Raw genomic sequence first — 20,126 nt, 5'->3', positions numbered from 1 at the left:
TTATATTATATATTCAATTTAATTTTATTTACAAGAAATAGCATATTAACTATCTTCAGTCTAGTTAATATGCTATTTAAAAATAATTTATATATTTTATTCTTGGCTTGCTAATTTCTTGTAAATATTTAATCTCTCCATTGCATCTTGCTCAGTTTTTTCAAATAATGCATCTGCTTCTTCTGGGAATGCTTTAGCAAGTGATGCATATCGTACTTCTCCCATTAAGAAATCTTTGAAATTACCCTTTGGTTCTTTAGAATCCAATATAAATGGGTTTTTTTCTCCTTTTAGTGCTGGATTGTATCTATATAGTTGCCAATATCCACATTCAACAGCTTTTCTCTCTTCTTCTTGAGAATTGGACATTCCTACTTTAATTCCATGACTAATACAAGTAGAGTAAGCTATTATTAATGATGGTCCATCATAAGCTTCTGCTTCTGCTATAGCCTTAAGAGTTTGATTTTTATCTGCCCCCATAGAAATTTGAGCAACATACACATATCCATAAGTCATTGCCATTCTTCCTAAATCTTTTTTCTTAGTTCTCTTACCAGATGCAGCAAATTTAGCTATTGCAGCTGTTGGAGTTGACTTCGAAGATTGACCACCTGTATTTGAATAAATTTCTGTATCAAATACTAGTATATTTACATTTTCATTACTTGCAAGTACATGATCAAGTCCACCATATCCAATATCATAAGCCCAACCATCACCTCCAAATATCCATTGTGATCTCTTAACAAAGAATTCTTTATCTTTTATAATTTCCTTAGCAATCTTACTATTATCATTTTCGAGAACTTCTATTAATCTCGTTGCTCTATTTCTAGTACCTTCTGAACTATCTTTATGGTCTAACCAATCTTTTAATACCTCTTTAGTGTTTTCTGACATATCACTTTCGAGGGCAAGAACAACATTAGTAGCTATTCTTTCTCTTATCGTTTTTACACCTAAATACATTCCATATCCAAATTCAGCATTATCTTCAAATAAAGAATTAGCCCATGCTGGTCCATGACCTTGTTGATTAATTGTGTACGCACTTGCTGGCGTGCTCGCAGCCCAAATTGATGAGCATCCTGTAGCATTTGCAATCATCATTCTATCTCCAAATAGCTGAGTTATTAATCTTGCATATGGAGTTTCACCACAGCCTGCACAAGCACCATTATATTCAAGTAATGGTCTTTCAAATTGACTTCCTTTAAGAGTATTTTTATTTAATGGATTTTTAGCAATTACCCTTTCTATTGTATAATTCCAAGCTTCTATTTGTTCATGCTGACTATCTTGTGATTTCATAACTAGTGCTTTATCAGGTGCTGGACAAATTTGTGCACAGTTTCCGCATCCAGTACAATCAAGTGGAGTTACTCCAATGGAAAAATATAAGTTTTCATCACTTTTAAGACCTTTAGGAGTAAGTGTTTTCACGCTTTCTGGAGCTTTAGATTTTTCTTCATCATTTAATAAAAATGCTCTAATTGTTGCATGTGGACATATAAATGCACATTGATTACATTGTATACAATTTTCTGGTATCCACTCTGGAACATTGGTAGCTATTCCTCTCTTTTCATATGATGTTGTTCCATGCATAAAGGTACCATCATGCATTCCAGCATTTATAAATGTTGAAACTGGCATAGAATCTCCTTCTAGCCTATTCATTGGTCTTACAATTTCTTTAACAAACTCCGGAAAATCTTCATTATGTTCAAGCTTATCATCTTCAGCAGTTCGCCAATCAAGTGGAACTGTAATTTTTACTATTCCTTCACTACCTGCATCTATAGCTTGATTATTCATATTAACAATTTTTTCACCTTTTTTACCATATGATGAAACAACTGCTTCTTTTAAATACTTAATAGCATCTTCTACTGGAATTATATTTGCTATCTTGAAGAATGCAGCTTGCATTATCATATTTATCCTGCCACCAAGTCCAATATCTTGAGCTATTTTAACAGCATTTATTGTATAAAATTCTATATCATTTACTGCAATATATCTCTTCATTGATGCCGGTAACTTTTCATCTAATTCTTCTGGTGTCCAGATTGTATTTAATAAGAACTTAGAATTCTTCTTTAAACCTCTTAATACATGATACTTATATACATATGATTGATTATGACATGCAATAAAATCAGCTCTATCAATTAAATAGCGCGATTTTATTAATTTAGTACCAAATCTTAAATGTGAAACTGTTATACCACCAGATTTTTTAGAATCATAATCAAAATATCCTTGAGCATACATATCCGTATGATCTCCAATAATCTTAATAGCACTTTTATTTGCTCCAACAGTACCATCTGAACCTAGTCCCCAGAATTTACATGATGTAATCCCTTCTGGAGTTGCATCTATATCATCAAGTGGTCTAAGTGAAGTATTTGTTACATCATCAATTATTCCTATAGTGAAATTATTCTTTGGCTCTTCTAATATTAAATTATCGAAAACTGCAGCTATATGAACTGGAGTTGGGTCTTTTGATCCAAGGCCAAATCTTCCACCCACAATAACAGGTGCATTTGCTTTTCCAAAGAAAGATCTTACTACATCTAAGTATAATGGTTCCCCACAGGAGCCTGGTTCTTTTGTTTTGTCTAAAACTGCAATCCTTTGTACAGTTTTAGGAATAACTTTTAATAGTCTTTCCATTGAAAATGGTCTATATAGTCTAACTTTAACAAGACCCACTTTTTGCTTATTAGCATTTAAGTAATCAACAGTTTCTTCTACAACATCATTTACAGAGCCCATTGAAATTATAATTCTATCAGCATCAGGAGCTCCATAGTAATCAAAACAATGATATTCTCTACCTGTAAGTCTTGTTATTTCACTCATGTATTTTTCCACTATTTCTGGAACCTCATCATAATATGTATTAACAGCTTCTCTTGTTTGGAAATAAATATCTGGATTTTGAGCCGTTCCTCTTGTAACAGGATGATTTGGATTTAATGCTCTTTTTCTAAAATCATCAATAGCTTTATAATCTACAAGCTTTGCAAGTTCTTCTTGTTCTATTAATTCTATTTTTTGTATTTCATGGGAAGTTCTAAATCCATCAAAAAAATTCATAAATGGCATTCTTGATTTTAATGTAGCTAAATGTGCAACTCCACTTAAATCCATAACTTCTTGAACAGAACTCTCTGCAAGCATTGCAAATCCAGTTTGCCTTGCAGCCATAACATCTTGATGATCTCCAAATATATTTAATGATGATGTTGTAAGTGCACGGGCTGCTACATGTATAACACAGGGTAAGAGTTCTCCTGCTATCTTATACATGTTAGGTATCATAAGTAATAGTCCTTGTGATGCTGTATAAGTACTTGTAAGGGCACCTGCTTGAAGTGATCCATGCAAGGCACCTGCAGCCCCAGCTTCTGATTGCATTTCGACAACTTTTACTGGCTGACCAAAAATATTTTTTTTGCCTTGCGAAACCCACTCATCCACATGTTCTGCCATTGGAGATGATGGAGTTATCGGGAAAATCACTGCTACTTCTGTGAATGCATAAGATATATATGCAGCAGCTGTATTACCATCCATAGTTTTCATTTTTCTCATCGCATTTACCTCGTTTTCTTTTTTATACTAAAGTATTTTTATATATTATTCTTGCTTTTTTATTATTTGCTAAGTACATCTTAGTTATTCATAGGTAAATCAAATTAATAAAAAATAGCTTAACTTCATCTTAATGTTATTCAAAGATTTCAAATTTTTATAACTAATCTCTAAAATAAACGTAATATTTTTTTCTAAACTATGTAAATATAGACAGATTTTCTTCTCTTGCATCTTACTTAAACTGTATATTATATAAGATAATTGTCAAATATACTAATATATATATTTTATGTGAGGTGTTAATATGGTTATATTAAGTTTAGTATTTTTGGCTTTTATAGGTATAAATATAGCTTCAAACTCTATGAAAACTAGGCAGATACATGAGTACATGAAAGAAATCGAAACTGAAATATCTAACGAATTGAAAATAATAAAATAATAATAAAAATGATTAAACCATACTATAGAAATAAATAAAAAGGTACCTTCAAATGACTTGAAATCATTTAAAGGTACCTCTTTATTTATATTCTATTTAAAACATATTAAATATTATTCTTGTATTGGCTTCTTTAACATACCTAATATTATGGCACCAACTATAGATCCAACAACTATAGCTCCAAGATATGCAAGTGGATTACTTACAATTGCAATAACGAATATTCCACCATGAGGTGCTCTTAATGCACATCCAAATGCCATTGAAAGTGCTCCAGCTACTGCTGAACCAATTATACAAGATGGTAATACTCTTATTGGATCTGCCGCTGCAAAAGGTATTGCACCTTCAGTTATGAATGATAATCCCATTATATAATTAGTTATACCTGCTTTTCTATCATTTTCAGTAAATCTATTCCTAAAGAATGTTGTACATAATGCAATTGCAAGTGGCGGAACCATACCACCAGCCATTACTGCTGACATTATTGCAAAACCACTATCAGTTCCAGTAGCAAGTGATGCTGTACCAAATACGTAAGCAGCCTTATTGAATGGACCACCCATATCTATTGCCATCATACCAGCAACAACTATTCCAAGAAGAATCTTACTAGTTCCTCCCATTGAATTAAGAGCACCTGAAAGACCAGTATTTAATCCTCCAAAGAATGGATTAACCATTACCATTATAATACCTGTTATTAATATTCCAAGTAATGGATAAATCAACATTGGTTTTACTCCTTCTAAACTATCTGGCAATGCTTTACATGCTTTCTTTAAACCTAAAACTACATAACCTGCAACGAAACCTGCAAATAATGCGCCTAAGAACCCACCACTAACTACTGGTATCTTAGAATCAAAACAGCTTGCATAAGTAACTCCTGCCTTAGCTATAGCTCCAGCAACAAAACCTACTGCAAGACCTGGTCTATCTGCAATACTCATTGCAATATAACCTGCAAGAACTGGTAACATAAATCCAAATGCAGTACCTCCAATATTCATACAAAACGCTGCTAGCGGTGTACCTGAACCAAATCCTGAAGGATTTGTCGGATTAAATGTATCGAAAAGGAATGCTAATGCTATAAGTATACCTCCACCTACAACAAATGGTAACATATGAGATACACCATTCATAAGATGTTTGTAAATTTGATGACCTACTCCTTCACTTTCTATATCTGAACTTTCTTCAGTACCACCTTCATGATAATAAATAGGAGCTTTTCCACTAGTTGCTTCTTCAATTAATTGAGTTGCTTTATGTATTCCATTAGCAACCTTAGTCTTAATAACTCTCTTTCCATCAAATCTATCCATTTCAACATTTTTATCAGCTGCTATGATTATACAGTCAGCATTTTTAATTTCCTCCATAGTTAAAACATTTTTAGCTCCTCCAGAACCATTAGTTTCAACTTTTATTGAAACCCCTAATTCTTTAGCTTTGCTTTCAAGACTTTCTGCTGCCATATAAGTGTGTGCAATTCCAGTAGGACAAGCAGTAACAGCTAAGACTTTGTAACCATTATTACTCATTTGAACGTCCCCCTTAACTTCTTCTGGGAACTTTTCAATTTCCTTTTTGTCTATTAATTTTAAAAATTCATCTTTATCAGAACAATTAATTAAACTGGTTCTAAACTTTTCATCCATTAATATAGTAGATAATCTTGCTAAAACCTCTAGATGTAAATTATCACTATTATCTGGCACTGCAATCATAAAGAAAAGTTGTGCAGGTGCACCATCTAATGAATCATAATCAACACCATTTTTGCTAATTGCTGCTGCAAGTGATGCATTTTTAACTGCATTAGTTTTTCCGTGTGGAATTGCTATCCCTTCACCAATACCTGTTGTGCTTAATTCTTCTCTAGCTAATATTGCCTTTTTATATTCTTCTTTATTATTTAAGTTCCCTGTCTTATCCATCAAGTCAACTAATTCATTAATGCATTGTTCTTTTGTATTAGGATTAAAATTTAAATTTATACCTTGTTTGTGCAATAAATCTACAATTCTCATTTTTGACCCTCCTTAAAAATAAAAAAATATAACTTATTTATAATTTATATTGAAATAATAATATTATCTTTTCAACAATTAATCATTTATTAAATTTACTTTAACAAATCCTTATTTAAAATTGTTTTAATAAATGATATACGTTTTCTTCTGTTGCAAGTTCTTCCGAAAATGCACTTGCACTACCAGTTGCAATTCCCATCTTGAATGCTTCATCTATGTCTTTATTTTTAAGATATCCACATAAGAAACCAGCTACCATTGAATCTCCAGCACCAACTGAATTTTTAAGAATGCCTTTTGGAACGTCTCTTTTTATAGCTTCACCATCTTCAGGTAAGAGAATAGCTCCATCCCCGGCCATTGAAATAAGAACATTTTTTGCTCCCATCTCTTGAAGCTTTTTACCATATTTAATTATGTCTTCATCATCTCTTAATTCAACATTGAACATTTCTGCAAGTTCATGATGATTGGGCTTTATTAAAAATGGCTTGTATTTAAGTACTTTTAATAACAATTCTTTAGTTGCATCAACTATAAATTCCACACCTTTGTCTAATAAACTATTCATAATATTTTCATAGATATCATCTGGCACGCTTCCTGGTATACTTCCTGATAATATTAAATAATCGCCTTTAGTTAAATGAGAAATCTTTTCATATAATATTTTCAAATCATCTTCTGTAATTTCAGGACCCGAACCATTAATTTCTGTTTCTCCATCACTTTTAAGCTTTACATTTATTCTAGAAAATCCATTTTCTAATTTTATGAAATCACAATTTACTCCATGACTTTCAATTTGTCTTAATATTTCATCACCAGTAAATCCAGCAACATATCCGAGCGCTGTATTTTCTATACCTAAGTTTTTAAGAACTATAGAGACATTTATACCTTTACCACCTGCGTAAATTCTTTCTTCGTCAATTCTATTTAAAGAATCAACTTTAAAAGAATCAACCTTAACAATATAATCTAAAGAAGGATTAAGAGTTATTGTATTAATCATTTTTTATCACCTCTATTATATTAGTATCATAACTAATATTATTATCATTTATTTTAGTTGTTATTAATGTTGAATCTGATATTGCTCCAAAACTTGCAAAACTAACTTTTTCTAATTTTGATCCATCCGCTAAAATAAATGATTGTTTGCACATTTTAATTGCTTGAGCTTTAACCATAGCTTCATTTACTTCTGGAGTTGTATATCCACTTTTGTTGCTTACACCATTAACTCCAAAAAAACCTTTTGAAAAATTGTATTTTTTAAGCTCTTCAACTGTATTACTTCCAATAATTGCTTCAGTAGAAGTTTTGATTTCTCCACCCAAGATAAAAGTTCTAAAACCTTTTTCTAAGAGTTTTTTAGCATGAACTATTCCATTTGTTACAACTGTTATATCTTCCGCTTTTATGAAATCTATTAAAAGCTGAGTAGTTGTGCCTGCATCTATATAGATTGCATCTCCATCTTCAATTAATGAAGCTGCGTGTTTTGCTAGCTCATATTTTTCCTCTACATTTAAAGATTGTCTAACATCAACTTTATAGTCATGTTTAGATGAACTTTCGCCAATTGAAATTGCACCTCCATGAATTTTCTTTAAAAGTCCTTCCTTATCAAGTGAATTTAAATCTCTTCTAATTGTAGATTCTGAAGTATCTAACATTTTAACTAAGTCAGTAACTGATACTATTCCTTTTTTCTTCACTTCTTGAAGAATGATATTAAATCTTTCTTCTGTAAACATTATCATCACTCCTATGATATTATCATAACTTATACATCTAAAAAAATCAATCATTTTCTTTTAAATTAATTCAATGGTTTTCAACTTTTTTAATGTTTTTTATTGTTTTAGACTTTATAATGCTTGATTATTATTTTTTATGACCGTTTGTGAACTGTCTAGAGCTTATTTATAAAGTGTTTAAATCTTTTTAATTTGAATTTTACTTATTATAGCCAATGCCTAACCCGTTGATTTTACTTAACATGTAAATAAATGTTATCGAATTTGCTCATTTATAGGTATAATGTATAAACTACTAAAATTTCTAAATGAAAAAATAAAATATATTGCTTGAATTATAGATAATGTAACAGACCAGATGGAACATTTCATTTTAACGTAAGTGGAAGTCCTATCTACGATAGTAAAAGTGGTTTTATTTCAGCAGTAATGATTGTACAGGATGTTACAGATGAGATAAAATCGGAAGAAATCTTATTATTTAATTTATCAAATTCAATAAAGTTCACAAATTCAGGCGGTGAAAGGTTTATAAACATGCTTGATAAAGATGAAACTGTTGAAATATCCGTAAAGGATACAGGAATAGGAATTGACGAAAAGCACCTAGATAATATTTTTCAAAGCTTTTATCAAATAAATAAATCACTTTCACGTAATGCAGAAGGAAATGGTATTTGATTATCTTTAGTAAATCATTAGTTGAATTACATGGTGGTAAGATACATATTGAATTTTCTGATATATATTATATATTCAAAATAAAAAGATTGTCTCAAAATTTCAATTTATAAAATTTAAATAATTTTTTCAGAAAATTTAATTTAAATCAACAATTTTAAGACAGTCATTTATATTATTTTTTAAATATGCCTTATTAAGAATTTATATATTTGATAATTATATCATTATTCTTCTTTTTTATATAAATGTAAAACTCCATTTTTAGGACTAATTGTCAATTTTCCTATAAATCCTCTTTTCTTAAGTTCTTTTTGAAGACTATACATAAAAAATCCATGGGTAATTATTAATATATTTTCTGAACCATCTATTTTTGCTTCATCTTGAAGTACATCAACAAATTTTCTAGCTTTATCTCTAGTTATAGTTTTATTTTCTTCTTGAGATTTATGATTAAAATACCAAGCAAGTCTTCCGCTAACTGCCCAGAACCAATATGGAAGCTTAAAATTACTTTTAAATATAGGATCGATTATAGTTTCTCTAATTAAATCATTCTTAACTATACTTTCTTTATATACATGCTGTGCTGTTATTATTGCTCTTATGAGCGTGCTAGAATAACATTTATCCCATTTTATGCCCAAAAGCTCTACATTTTTTATAAGAACATCACTTTTATTATAATCTTCTTCCCATTCTTTAAATTGCTTTGATGTCATAAATAAATTTTTATGACAATTAACTTTAAAATGCCTTATAAGACCTATTCTCATAAAACCCCTCCGGTCTTTAAATTATTAGTAATTAATTATTATATAAAATAATATTAAGCCTTAATTTGTTTTATTATTTCAATTAACATATTAACTCTATTAAATGGAGTTATGAAATATAATCCATCACAAATACCTTTTAATTTTTTCCCAATTTCTACAGTGATTTTCACACCAATTTCCTGTGATTCTTCTTTGCTCATATTCTCTGAAAACATTTTTACGTATTTCTCCGGTATTGTAACTCCTGGAAGCTCATTATTTAAAAATAATGCATTTCTATAACTGACAACTGGTAGTAATCCAGCTAAAATTTTTATATTTGTTCTTTCCTTAATCCTCTTTAAAAATTCTATAGCTTCGTCATCATATACAGGTTGTGTTAAAAAGAATTTTGCACCTTTGTCTATTTTTTTTAGCATACGATTAAATTCTACTTCCTTGTTTAAAACATTTAAATTTAAGGCACCACCTATAAAAATATTATCTTCTTTAAAAAATTCTGCATTCATATCTTCTATTAGTTCCATCAATCTAAATGAATTTAAGTTAAATACACTCTTTGTTTCAACCTTACTAGCATCCGATATAGGATCTCCAGTGATTGCAAGTATATTTCGTATACCCTCAATATGCGAACCTATCAAACTTGATCTTATAGCATTTGTATTTTTATCTCTACAACAAATATGAGGCATAACTTCAATACCTATTTCCCTTTTTATTTTAGACGCTATAATAGTTGAATCAGCTCTTACTTTAGACATTGGTGAATCAGGTACTGTAACCAAATCAATATTATTTTCTTTGCATATTTTAGCTCCAGTAATAAGCTTTGATATGTCTGTATCTATAGGCGCAGATAATTCTATTGCAACTACAAATTCATTATTATCTAATTTATCTTTAAAAGTATTTTCTATCTTTTTATCATAATACTTAGCTTTTTTTTCTTGTTTAATAATAGTATTAACTATTTTAGAGTTTTCATCAATCAAAGAAGCTAATTGTTTAATATAATTAGGATTTGTTCCACAACATCCACCAACTATTGAAGCTCCAAGACATTTAATTTCATTAACTTTTTTTGCAAAATATATTGGATTATTAGGATAAATTGTTCTTTCGTGAATTATTTCTGGATATCCTGCATTTGGAAGTGCTGAAACAATATCATTCCCTATATTAATCTTTTTTATTATTTCAGATATATAATTGGGTCCTGAACCACAATTAAATCCATATGCATCTATTTCTTTCACATTTTTAACTACTTCAACTAATTTAGATACACTTAATCCATCTCTTGTAAATCCATCTGGTTTAACTGCAAACTGAGTCAATATAAAACTATCTGAATCTTTACTTTTTATGTATTCAGATATTTCTTTTAAATAATTGTAATTACTGAACGTCTCGAATACAAAAATATCAATTTTATGTTCCAAAAAACAATCTACTATAAATTTATATTGATCTAAAATATCCTTATGTGCTTCTTCTAAATTAAGTTCTTTTATAGGACCAATACTCGCTCCTATAAAAACAGATGTGTTTTTTGTAGCTTCTTTTGCTATATTTATTCCTGATTTAATTATATCACTTAATCTTTCTTTAGACACTCCAAGATCATATATATTAGCTGAAAAAGTGTTCGTTCTAATTAACTTAGCCCCTGCATTAATGTACTCAGTATGTATTTTCTTTATAGTTTCTTTATCATTTAAATTACCAAATTCACAATAAGATACATCATTTCCTGTTAATTCTGAATAATATGTCCCCATTGCCCCATCACTTATTATCACATTATTTTTTAAATATTCTTTTATCATTTTTTAATTCTCCCCAAATTTTTATTAATAATACTTAAGCATATGACATAAAATAGACTAGCCTACCGGCATGCTATTTTTTGAATATGTCTTATTAGTAAGTATACTATAAATTATTATTATAGTCCTTATTTTTTATTTTGAAACTTTATATTTTCACGACTAAGATTTTCATTTTATAAATATATCTTAGATAATATATTTATAAATTAAAAATAGGCTTATCCTTTTTTTATAGATAAACCTATTTTTTATAATTTTAAAAAAACATTTTACTGTTTGGTATCTTTATTCACTAAAGCTTCTTCAGTTTTTACTGGTTCTTTTAATGTTTTATTAGAATCTTCTTGAATCTTTCCTGAAGTTGTATTATTCTGAATAATTCCATTATCAGGTGCTATATTAATACTATTTTCCTTTGATGGATTTGATGTTGAAGCTTCATTTGTTCCACTTTGTGTTGGTGGAACATCTGGTTCAACTTCGAGTATTCCATTACTTTCTGGCTTAATATTTTTATCTTCCTCTTTTTTTGTGTCAGTATTATTAACATTAGATTCAGCCTTTTCAGTTGTAACATTAACTTTTGGCTTCTCTGTTGCGGGAATTTCGGTTTTCACTTCAGAATTTATATTTGTTTCTGGCACATCGTTAGTTTTTGCTTTTTCATCTGCGACTTTTTCAACCTCTGCTTGCCATTCAACAACATTTTTTTTGTCTATTATACTTGAAGTAATATCCTTAACTGGTGCTTTATCTATTTTATTTTTTGTTTCTTCATCTACTACAAGCGATGCTTCATATCTTCCTAAACTTATGCCTTTTGTCTTTGCTTCATCAACGGCTTCTTTATCCCCTTTAACATAAGTTACTTTTTCTGTTTTAAAAGTTGATTGAATAGCAACTTTTAGATTTTCTTCATAAGTACTATTATCTCCATTTTTTATAAATGCAAAACCAACTAGTACTTCCTTATTAGTATCTAAATAATTTTTCTCTATCAACTTTTCTTTTATTTTCTCTATTCCATCATCAAGAGAAATATCTTTAATATCACTAAAATCTATATTCTTACCATCTATATTAACACCTTCAACTTTTATGATCTTTTGATTACTATCTGCCTCTATTTGTATACTAGGATTAATATCCAAACTAACAATGGCATAAGCTTGTTCATATTTCATAGTATTAAAGAAGGTGAATACTAGCAAAAATAATGCAGCAATTGATCCAAATGATTTTATAAAATTATTATATCTATGAACCTTATTCGTAGTTGTCTTTACAATATCATCTTCGAAATAGAAAATCTTTTGACCAACTTCCATATTTTGCTTAGATATTATTTTATCCATTAATCCTTCATCGTTTAAAGCTATAGCATAATTCTTCTTTACTTCCATTATCATACCTTTATTCATTATTATCACCTACTTTCTTATCCAATTCTTTAAAGCACTGAGATTTTTATCAATTATTATTACCACAGAAATTATAAATTTCTTGCTTCTTTTAATTACCTTTTCTGTAATAGAGAATTTTAAAACAATTCTTTTAATAGGTAATCTTTTTTTGACATACATAAAAGAAGTACATTCTTCATCTTTACTTATTTCTTCTGATAAACTAATTGCATTTTTTCTCGTTGCTTGCTGTTTAGGAGCTTCATCTACTAAATCTTCTAAAGTAAACCCAAATGAACTTATTTCAGTTTTTAGCCTATTTATTTCTTCTACCAATATGCTATTATCTTCTTTTTGCTCTAAATATTCATCTTTAATTTCTAAGCCCTTGTCCAATAATTCTTCAAGTGATGAATGTTGATGTTTATTTTCACCTTTTAAATAATTCTTTATTCTGCTTCCTATTACAAGCTTTGCAAAAGATAAAAAGTGGCCTTTCTCATTATCATATCTGTCAATAGCCTCATTAAATCCAAGTAAACCAACACTTAGCTCTTCATCATTTTCACATGATACATACCTTCCTGTAACATCTGAAATACTTTTTATTATAAAAGGCATATGCTTTTCTATAAGTTCATTTACACTTGTGTTCTTATTAACATTCAAATCTATTAAAACACATTCGAGCATATTGTGCGCTCCCTTCTTCGGTCATTATTATATACAAAATAAATTATAAGTTTTGGTACTTTTTATTAAATAAATCAAAAAATTCTATTTAAAGTTTTAATTTAACAATTCCAAATATACTTGTATATACCCATTTTATCATATCTCCAATCATAAAATAACAATTATTTATACAAAAAATCGACATGTATCATCTTTCTTATACCATATATTAAACTTATCCTTAAACTACTTAATCTAAAAATAAGTTTAATATTTCATTACTTTTAAGTTTATTTACAATATTTTCATCTTTTAATTCACCAGTTATAACATCATTTATAAGTTCTTTCTTGTCTTCTTGAAGTAGTAGTATCTTTTCTTCAATTGTATCTTTTGCTATTAATTTAATCACTTCAACAGCATGTTTTTGACCTATTCTATGAGCTCTATCTGTCGCTTGATCTTCTACTGATAAATTCCACCAAGGATCAAAATGAATAACAATATCTGCACTGCTTAAATTTAATCCTGTTCCCCCTGCTTTTAAGGATATTAAAAATACTCTTATCTCTTTATTCTCATTGAATTCATCTACAAGTTTAACTCTATTTTTTGAAGAAACGCTTCCATCCAGATAACTATACTTTACATTATGCAATTTCAGTTCATGTGAAATTCTAGATAAAACAGATGTAAATTGAGAAAATAATAAAATTTTATGTTCTTTTATATTTTCTAGTATCAACTCTTTTGCAATATTAATTTTACTGCTACCTCCAGAGTATTGATCAATTATAATAGATGGATCTAAACAAATTTGCCTGAGCTTTGTTAAATAAGAAAATATAGTTATATTATTTTTATTAATCTTTGGATTTTTAATATTATTCTGAATATCTTTAATAAATGCTTTATATATTTTCTTTTGAGATTCTGTCATTTCAACTAAGAATTTAGTTTCTATTTTTTCTGGTATTTCGTTAATTACATCTTTTTTAATTCTTCTTAAAATATAAGGACTAATAAGTATTTTAAGATCTTCTATAGACTTTTTTTGTTGTTTAACAAATTTAGACGAGAACTCTTGCTTAGTATAAAGATATCCTGGCATAATAAAATCAAATAAAGACCAAAGTTCTATCAAATTATTTTCGATTGGTGTACCTGTTAGAACAAATCTACTCCTTGACTCAATTTTTTTTATTAGCTTTGCATTTTGCGATTCTGGATTATTTATGTTTTGTCCTTCATCTATTATTAAATAATCAAATTTAATACTTTTATATTCTAAAATATCATTTTTCAACGTTCCATATGTTGTTAAAATAATATCATAATCATAAATATTATTTAAGACTTTCATTCTCTCATTTTTACTGCCATGAACAATTCCAATCCTTAAGCTTGGAGCAAATTTATCAAATTCTTGCTTCCAATTGTATATAAGTGATGTTGGTGTAACTATTAAAGAATGTCTATTTTTTTCAGATAATAAAAAAGTTATTGTTTGAATCGTTTTTCCAAGTCCCATTTCATCTGATAAAATTCCACCAAGCCCTAAATAACTTAAGCTTTTAAACCAATTATATCCTTTTATTTGATATTCTCTAAGAGACCCTTTAAGGTCTTTTGGAATTTCAAAATCATTCTTATTTAGTTTTTTTAATGCTTCCTGTAATTTTTCTTTTCCATCAATTAAATTTATTTGTTTATTATCTAATTTATTATTTAAGTAATAAAGTTTATTTGATTCAAGTTTATATTCATCTTTACCTTCTGTAACATCTATATTTAAAGAATCTATAATTCTTATAAACTCTTTTAATTCTTCATCTTCTAAATCAACAAAAACATCATCCTTAAGCTTAATATATCTCTTTTTATTTTTATAAGCCTTTATAACATTACTTAAATCTTTATTATCAATTTCATCTAATTTAAATGAAAAATTAAAATTATTATCTTCATCTTCATTTAACTTTACTTCCGATATAGTTCCTTTGTAAAATTTAAAAGATTTATTACTATCTTTTGAAATTCGTATTTCTCCAAGTTTCTTAAGATATTTAAATTTTTCTTTTAAGAAAATATAGTAATCATCATCATTTCCATAAAATATAAAATTTCCATTTTTATAAAAAAATCTATTCTTGTTTAATTCACTTTCTATAAGTCTTATCTTTTTAGAATTTTTTATAATTGAATTGCTGGAATTTAAGACTTCATTATAAGAAAGTTTTTTTCCATTATTGCTTAAGGTAACATTACAATAAAATTTTTCTTCTTTTTTTTCAAACTGAAAATCAATTTTTATATTATCTGCTAATTTTTCAATAATTACCTCATCTAGTGATACATTTCTAGACATAACATTTATATGTGAAATTAAACTACTAAGTTCATGGACACTTATGTCACTATAAAATGTAATTTTATTATCATCTTTTAGCATATTATAAAATAGCTTATACACTTTAATCTGAGCAAAAGATGGAATATATATTTTTCTATCAAAAAAGAAAACATCCATTTTATGATTTAATGGTATTGGAAAAACTTTTTTGGTCGTTAAAACATAGTCTTCTTTTACTGCTTTTAACGTAAAAGAAAGAGGTAAATCTTCATTTTTTATTTCACACAGATAAGTTTGATAATTATAAATGAATTTTATTTTCTTAACTGAAAGTATTTTAAGAAATCTTCTTAAAATTTCTTTATGAATTCTTATACTATTACCTTTATTTTCTTTAGAAATTAATATATATTCATATAAATATTCTAAAATCTCTTCATCCTCTTTTGAAAAATAATATTTATTTGTATTATATATTAAACCTTTTCTAATATAATATTGTTTTGATTTATTAAAACTTATTATGAATTCCTGAATATTACTAATTGGATACATGATATTAATTCCAATAGATATACTAACATCAAAATAATTACCTTTATCCTCAAATGTTTCTTTTAAAGAAATATTTAGCTCTAATTTTTCTTTTGTATTGCTTAAATTAAATTTATCTGAATTTATTTTTTCACTTGACCTAAAGTTACTAATATTAGATAAATTAAATAACAAGTTTTTGTCTTTTCTTAAAACTTCTTTGTTTTCACTTGTTTGATTAAGTTTCTTTTTTATTTGATTAGCAAATCCTAATCCTATTGCAACTAAATGCTCACATAAGTATATATTATTTTTAGAATCAAACTCTAAAAAGATACTACACTCACATTTAGCAAAGGTGATTCTTTTATTTTTAATATCTATTCTTAAATGTGAATTACAACTTTGTATTTTGTTTTTACATTTAAAGTTACCATATATATTATAATTATCTTCTATCTTGTTTATGTTAATTTTAGATAGATCTCCACTTTTTAATATTTCTTTTCCTCTATTTAAATTAAGTTTAAATGTTTTATCTAATATTATTTTTTCTAATTCAGATACCTTCAATTATCTTTCACCTACCTAATTATATGGTTTCTAAGTTATCTTCCAAAATAAGTAATTACTTTTTACACGAACAAAAAGGAGCTTAGAGACCGGCGAAGGACACTCTAAGCTCCATGCTAGCACTTTACGTACCAACTGCTCATTTATAATAACACAATTTTTATTTTATATCAACTAAAATAAAAAAGTTATATATGTTAAATTAATACATTGGATTTAACTACTAACACATTCCGCCATTTCCACTACTATTATTGCCTCCACCACAAGCATTAATATTATTCGAATTAGGTTTTACGTTTTGTTTTGCATATTTTGTAACATAATCAATAACTCTTGTTTGCAATTTATTTAAACTATTTAAATATTCCACATTATTAGGATCTAATTCTACGGATTTTTTTAAATAATTAAGACCACTATCGTACCATTCCTTTTGAACTGCTAAAAAGCCTTGAAGATAATTCCATTCTGCTGAGTTTGCATTATCAATAACATTCAACCTCACTTCAGCATCTATAAAATTGTTCTTTTCAATCAATTCTCTAATTTCTTTATATGAATTTCCATTAATAAGCAAATCATACGCTACCTTAAGAGTTTGAATTTTTTGTTTTGCCATTTTATCTTGAGTTTTCGTATACTCTTCAATCATATCTTTAAATTTATTTTTTATTTCTTCTTCAGATGCAGTTTTCTCAATACATAAAACTTCATATGGATCCACTTTACCAACACCCCTCTACTATATATTTTAAGTTAGACACATGAAAGAAAATAATAAACAAGCATACCTGTCTGTTATTTTTTGAATGTGCCTTCTACTATTAAATATATTTATAAAAGTTGTCAATATTCTTAGCATAGTTAGTTAGTGCGCCTTAATAATCTACAAAAAATACTTTTTTAAAATTACTGATCTTATGCTTTCATATTTTATATGAGATGGAAGCTCTTTTTTTAGAACATTTATTTGATTATAACCATTTTTTTCGCAAGCATTTACAATTAATTCTTCATCCTCTTCATTATAAAATTCTTCTAAATTTATATCAAATATATTCTCGCCAAATTCTTTAATATAATCTGTTACATAACCTAAAATAGTTGAAATTGATAATTCTATCTTCTCTGATATTTCATGAATATTAATATTTTCTTTAAGCATATCTATTGCAATTTGATTATTTTCTCGTATTTCTCCATCAATTACAACTTTTTTTCTTTTCCTATTAGTCCAGCTTATCTCTTTGTTATTTTCTGATAAATATTCATGTACTATTTTTACTATTATTTCTCCATATGAACTAATTTTTTTAGGTCCCATACCACTTACATCTTTTAATTTCTCTAAAGTATTTGGATATCTTCCACTTATCTCCTTTAAACTATTCATAGTTATAATTGATTGCGGCAGTACCCTTTCTTTTTTAGCGAATTCATCTCTTACCTCTTGCAATCTATTGTATAATTCTAAATCTGTAGTTACTTCTAACTTTAAATCATTATCTTTACCCTCCTGATTTTTAAACTCTTGCACCGTTTCTTCACAATTAGGTACTTCAATATTATGTTCTTCTGTAAAGTTTTTTATTGCATCTTCAAATGCTTTACCATATTTGCTATATTTAACTTCTCCCACTCCAGAAATCTTAAGCATTGCTTCTTTATATATTGGATATTTTGTAGCCATTTCTTTTAATGTAACATCACCAAATATAACATATGGAGGAACATTATTTTCTCTCGCCAATTCTTGTCTTATAGCTCTAAGTATTTCAAATAATTCATTATCTTCGTGTGCTTTCTTTTCTACCTTAAATTCTTTTAATTGCACTTTTTCCTGTGATGTTAATACGCTTCTAGATCTATCATTTAAACTTAAAACTGGATAGGTACCTTCAATCACCTTTATATATCCATGAGAAATTAATGTATTAATAAAATTTTTAAGGTCTTCTGCTGAATATTCTTTCATTAATCCATATGTGGAAAGTTCATCAAAATGAAATTGAATAACTTTTTTATTTTTAGAGCCTCTAAGTACATCCACAAGCATTCCACTTCCAAATTTTTGTTTCATTCTATATATGCATGAAAGTACTTTTTGTGCTTCTATAGTTTTATCTACAAATTCACCTTCGCTTAAACAATTACTGCAATTATCACATTGTTTATCATATTCTTCTCCGAAATACTCCAAAATATATTTTCTATAACAATCATTACTATGGACAAAATCAATCATCTGTTGAAGTTTTCTATATTGATTATTTTTCCTTTCACTATCTTCTATTGAATTTTCTATTAAATATTTCTGAATTTGAACATCTTGAGGTGCAAAAAGCAATATACATTCACTTTTCTCACCATCTCTTCCCGCTCTACCAATCTCTTGATAATAGCTTTCTATATTCCTTGGCATATTATAATGAACTATATATCTTATATTAGATTTATCTATTCCCATACCAAAAGCATTAGTTGCAACCATAATACTTGCTCTATCATATATAAAATTCTCTTGATTTTCTTTTCTTATCTTTTCCGGTAATCCTGCATGATAACGTGTTACATTACAACCTTTAGCTTCTAAGTTCTCATATAAATTATTAACTTCCTTTCTAGTTGCAGCATATATAATTCCAGAAACTTCTTTATTATTTTCAATGTAACTATTTAAATATTCTTTCTTGCTTCCACCTTTAACTACATTTATAAGTAAATTTTCTCTATCAAAGCCTGTTACAAAAACTTTGGGATTATTTAATTTAAGAAGTTTTATTATATCTTCTCTTACTTCTTCTGATGCGGTTGCTGTAAATGCTGTTATTATAGGTTTCTTTTGAAGTAAATTAATAAAATCTGATATTTTTCTATAACTTACTCTAAAATCATGCCCCCATTGAGAAATACAATGTGCTTCATCTACTGCTATTTGAGAAATATTGCATCTTGAAATCATATTTAAAAATTCAAAGGATTCCAGTCTTTCAGGCGCTATGTAAAGAATTTTAATTTCGTCATTTTCAAGATTATTTATTACTTCATTTTCTTCTATAGCGCTTAATGTACTATTAATTAATGCACCATTAATCCCCATCTCCTTCAAAGTATCTACTTGATCTTTCATAAGGGATATAAGTGGGGAAATTACTATTGTGATTCCTTCAAGTATAAGTGCTGGGATCTGATAACAAATGGATTTACCTCCTCCAGTTGGCATTATAGCAAGGACATCTTCTCCATTTATTATTTCATTAATTATATCTTCTTGGCCTCTTCTAAAGGTCTTATATCCATAATATTTTTTTAAAACATTTAATGCTGTGTTCTCCATTAATCTTGCTCCTTAAATCGATTGATTTAATATAAATATTTAACTTACTTATTCATATTTTAATTCAATTTTTTATATA

At 27.7% G+C, this 20,126-nt stretch carries 13 protein-coding genes; 2 read left to right on the top strand and 11 right to left on the bottom strand.

The genetic code is table 11. The features are described from left to right. Positions 1-96: 96 nt before the first annotated feature. Positions 97-3,612, bottom strand: a complete 3,516-nt coding sequence (gene nifJ / locus LLF98_RS04760; RefSeq protein ID WP_291701382.1) for a pyruvate:ferredoxin (flavodoxin) oxidoreductase — start codon at positions 3,610-3,612, stop codon at positions 97-99. Between the two features lie 307 nt (positions 3,613-3,919). On the opposite strand from nifJ, the gene LLF98_RS04755 reads away from it, so the two are divergent. After that, on the top strand, positions 3,920-4,057 hold the full coding sequence (locus LLF98_RS04755) for a hypothetical protein (protein WP_291701381.1): 138 nt from the start codon (positions 3,920-3,922) through the stop codon (positions 4,055-4,057). A 113-nt stretch (positions 4,058-4,170) separates the two neighbouring features. Here the strand turns inward: LLF98_RS04755 and LLF98_RS04750 are convergent, their stop codons facing one another. From LLF98_RS04750 to LLF98_RS04740, 3 genes are all read right to left on the bottom strand, one after another. Continuing rightward, positions 4,171-6,102, bottom strand: coding sequence for a fructose-specific PTS transporter subunit EIIC (locus tag LLF98_RS04750; protein WP_291701379.1), 1,932 nt, complete (start codon positions 6,100-6,102; stop codon positions 4,171-4,173). 115 nt (positions 6,103-6,217) lie between these two features. Continuing rightward, a complete protein-coding gene (gene pfkB / locus LLF98_RS04745) occupies positions 6,218-7,120 on the bottom strand; it encodes a 1-phosphofructokinase (RefSeq protein ID WP_291701377.1) in 903 nt (300 codons plus the stop codon). Continuing rightward, the gene (locus LLF98_RS04740) at positions 7,113-7,868 is read right to left on the bottom strand and encodes a DeoR/GlpR family DNA-binding transcription regulator (protein ID WP_291701375.1); all 756 of its coding nucleotides are present in this window, start codon (positions 7,866-7,868) and stop codon (positions 7,113-7,115) included. The genes pfkB and LLF98_RS04740 overlap by 8 nt, the downstream gene beginning before the upstream one ends. Before the next feature lie 432 nt (positions 7,869-8,300). On the opposite strand from LLF98_RS04740, the gene LLF98_RS04735 reads away from it, so the two are divergent. Beyond that, on the top strand, positions 8,301-8,552 hold the full coding sequence (locus LLF98_RS04735; protein WP_291701373.1) for an ATP-binding protein: 252 nt from the start codon (positions 8,301-8,303) through the stop codon (positions 8,550-8,552). A gap of 227 nt (positions 8,553-8,779) precedes the next feature. Here LLF98_RS04735 and LLF98_RS04730 read toward each other — a convergent pair whose 3' ends face one another. The 7 genes from LLF98_RS04730 to recQ all read right to left on the bottom strand — a co-directional run bounded on the left by LLF98_RS04730 (position 8,780) and on the right by recQ (position 20,047). After that, positions 8,780-9,331, bottom strand: a complete 552-nt coding sequence (locus tag LLF98_RS04730) for a histidine phosphatase family protein (protein WP_291701371.1) — start codon at positions 9,329-9,331, stop codon at positions 8,780-8,782. A gap of 53 nt (positions 9,332-9,384) precedes the next feature. Next, positions 9,385-11,166 (bottom strand): bifunctional homocysteine S-methyltransferase/methylenetetrahydrofolate reductase, encoded by a 1,782-nt coding sequence (locus LLF98_RS04725; protein ID WP_291701369.1) that lies wholly within the window; start codon positions 11,164-11,166, stop codon positions 9,385-9,387. Between the two features lie 272 nt (positions 11,167-11,438). Beyond that, positions 11,439-12,590, bottom strand: coding sequence for an anti-sigma factor (locus LLF98_RS04720; RefSeq protein WP_291701367.1), 1,152 nt, complete (start codon positions 12,588-12,590; stop codon positions 11,439-11,441). 9 nt (positions 12,591-12,599) lie between these two features. Further along, complete coding sequence (gene sigI, locus LLF98_RS04715) at positions 12,600-13,265, bottom strand: RNA polymerase sigma factor SigI (protein WP_291701365.1); 666 nt, start codon at positions 13,263-13,265, stop codon at positions 12,600-12,602. A gap of 232 nt (positions 13,266-13,497) precedes the next feature. After that, complete coding sequence (locus LLF98_RS04710; RefSeq protein WP_291701363.1) at positions 13,498-16,707, bottom strand: DEAD/DEAH box helicase; 3,210 nt, start codon at positions 16,705-16,707, stop codon at positions 13,498-13,500. A 223-nt stretch (positions 16,708-16,930) separates the two neighbouring features. Then, positions 16,931-17,434 (bottom strand): J domain-containing protein, encoded by a 504-nt coding sequence (locus LLF98_RS04705; protein ID WP_291701361.1) that lies wholly within the window; start codon positions 17,432-17,434, stop codon positions 16,931-16,933. A gap of 162 nt (positions 17,435-17,596) precedes the next feature. After that, positions 17,597-20,047, bottom strand: coding sequence for a DNA helicase RecQ (gene recQ / locus LLF98_RS04700; RefSeq protein ID WP_291701359.1), 2,451 nt, complete (start codon positions 20,045-20,047; stop codon positions 17,597-17,599). Positions 20,048-20,126 lie beyond the last annotated feature (79 nt).

Origin of the sequence: Clostridium sp. (assembly GCF_021372645.1) — a bacterium.
Classification (GTDB): Bacteria; Bacillota; Clostridia; order Clostridiales; family Clostridiaceae; genus Clostridium.
Note: the sequence above shows the minus strand (reverse complement) of the source record. Positions and strands in the feature narration are given on the sequence as shown.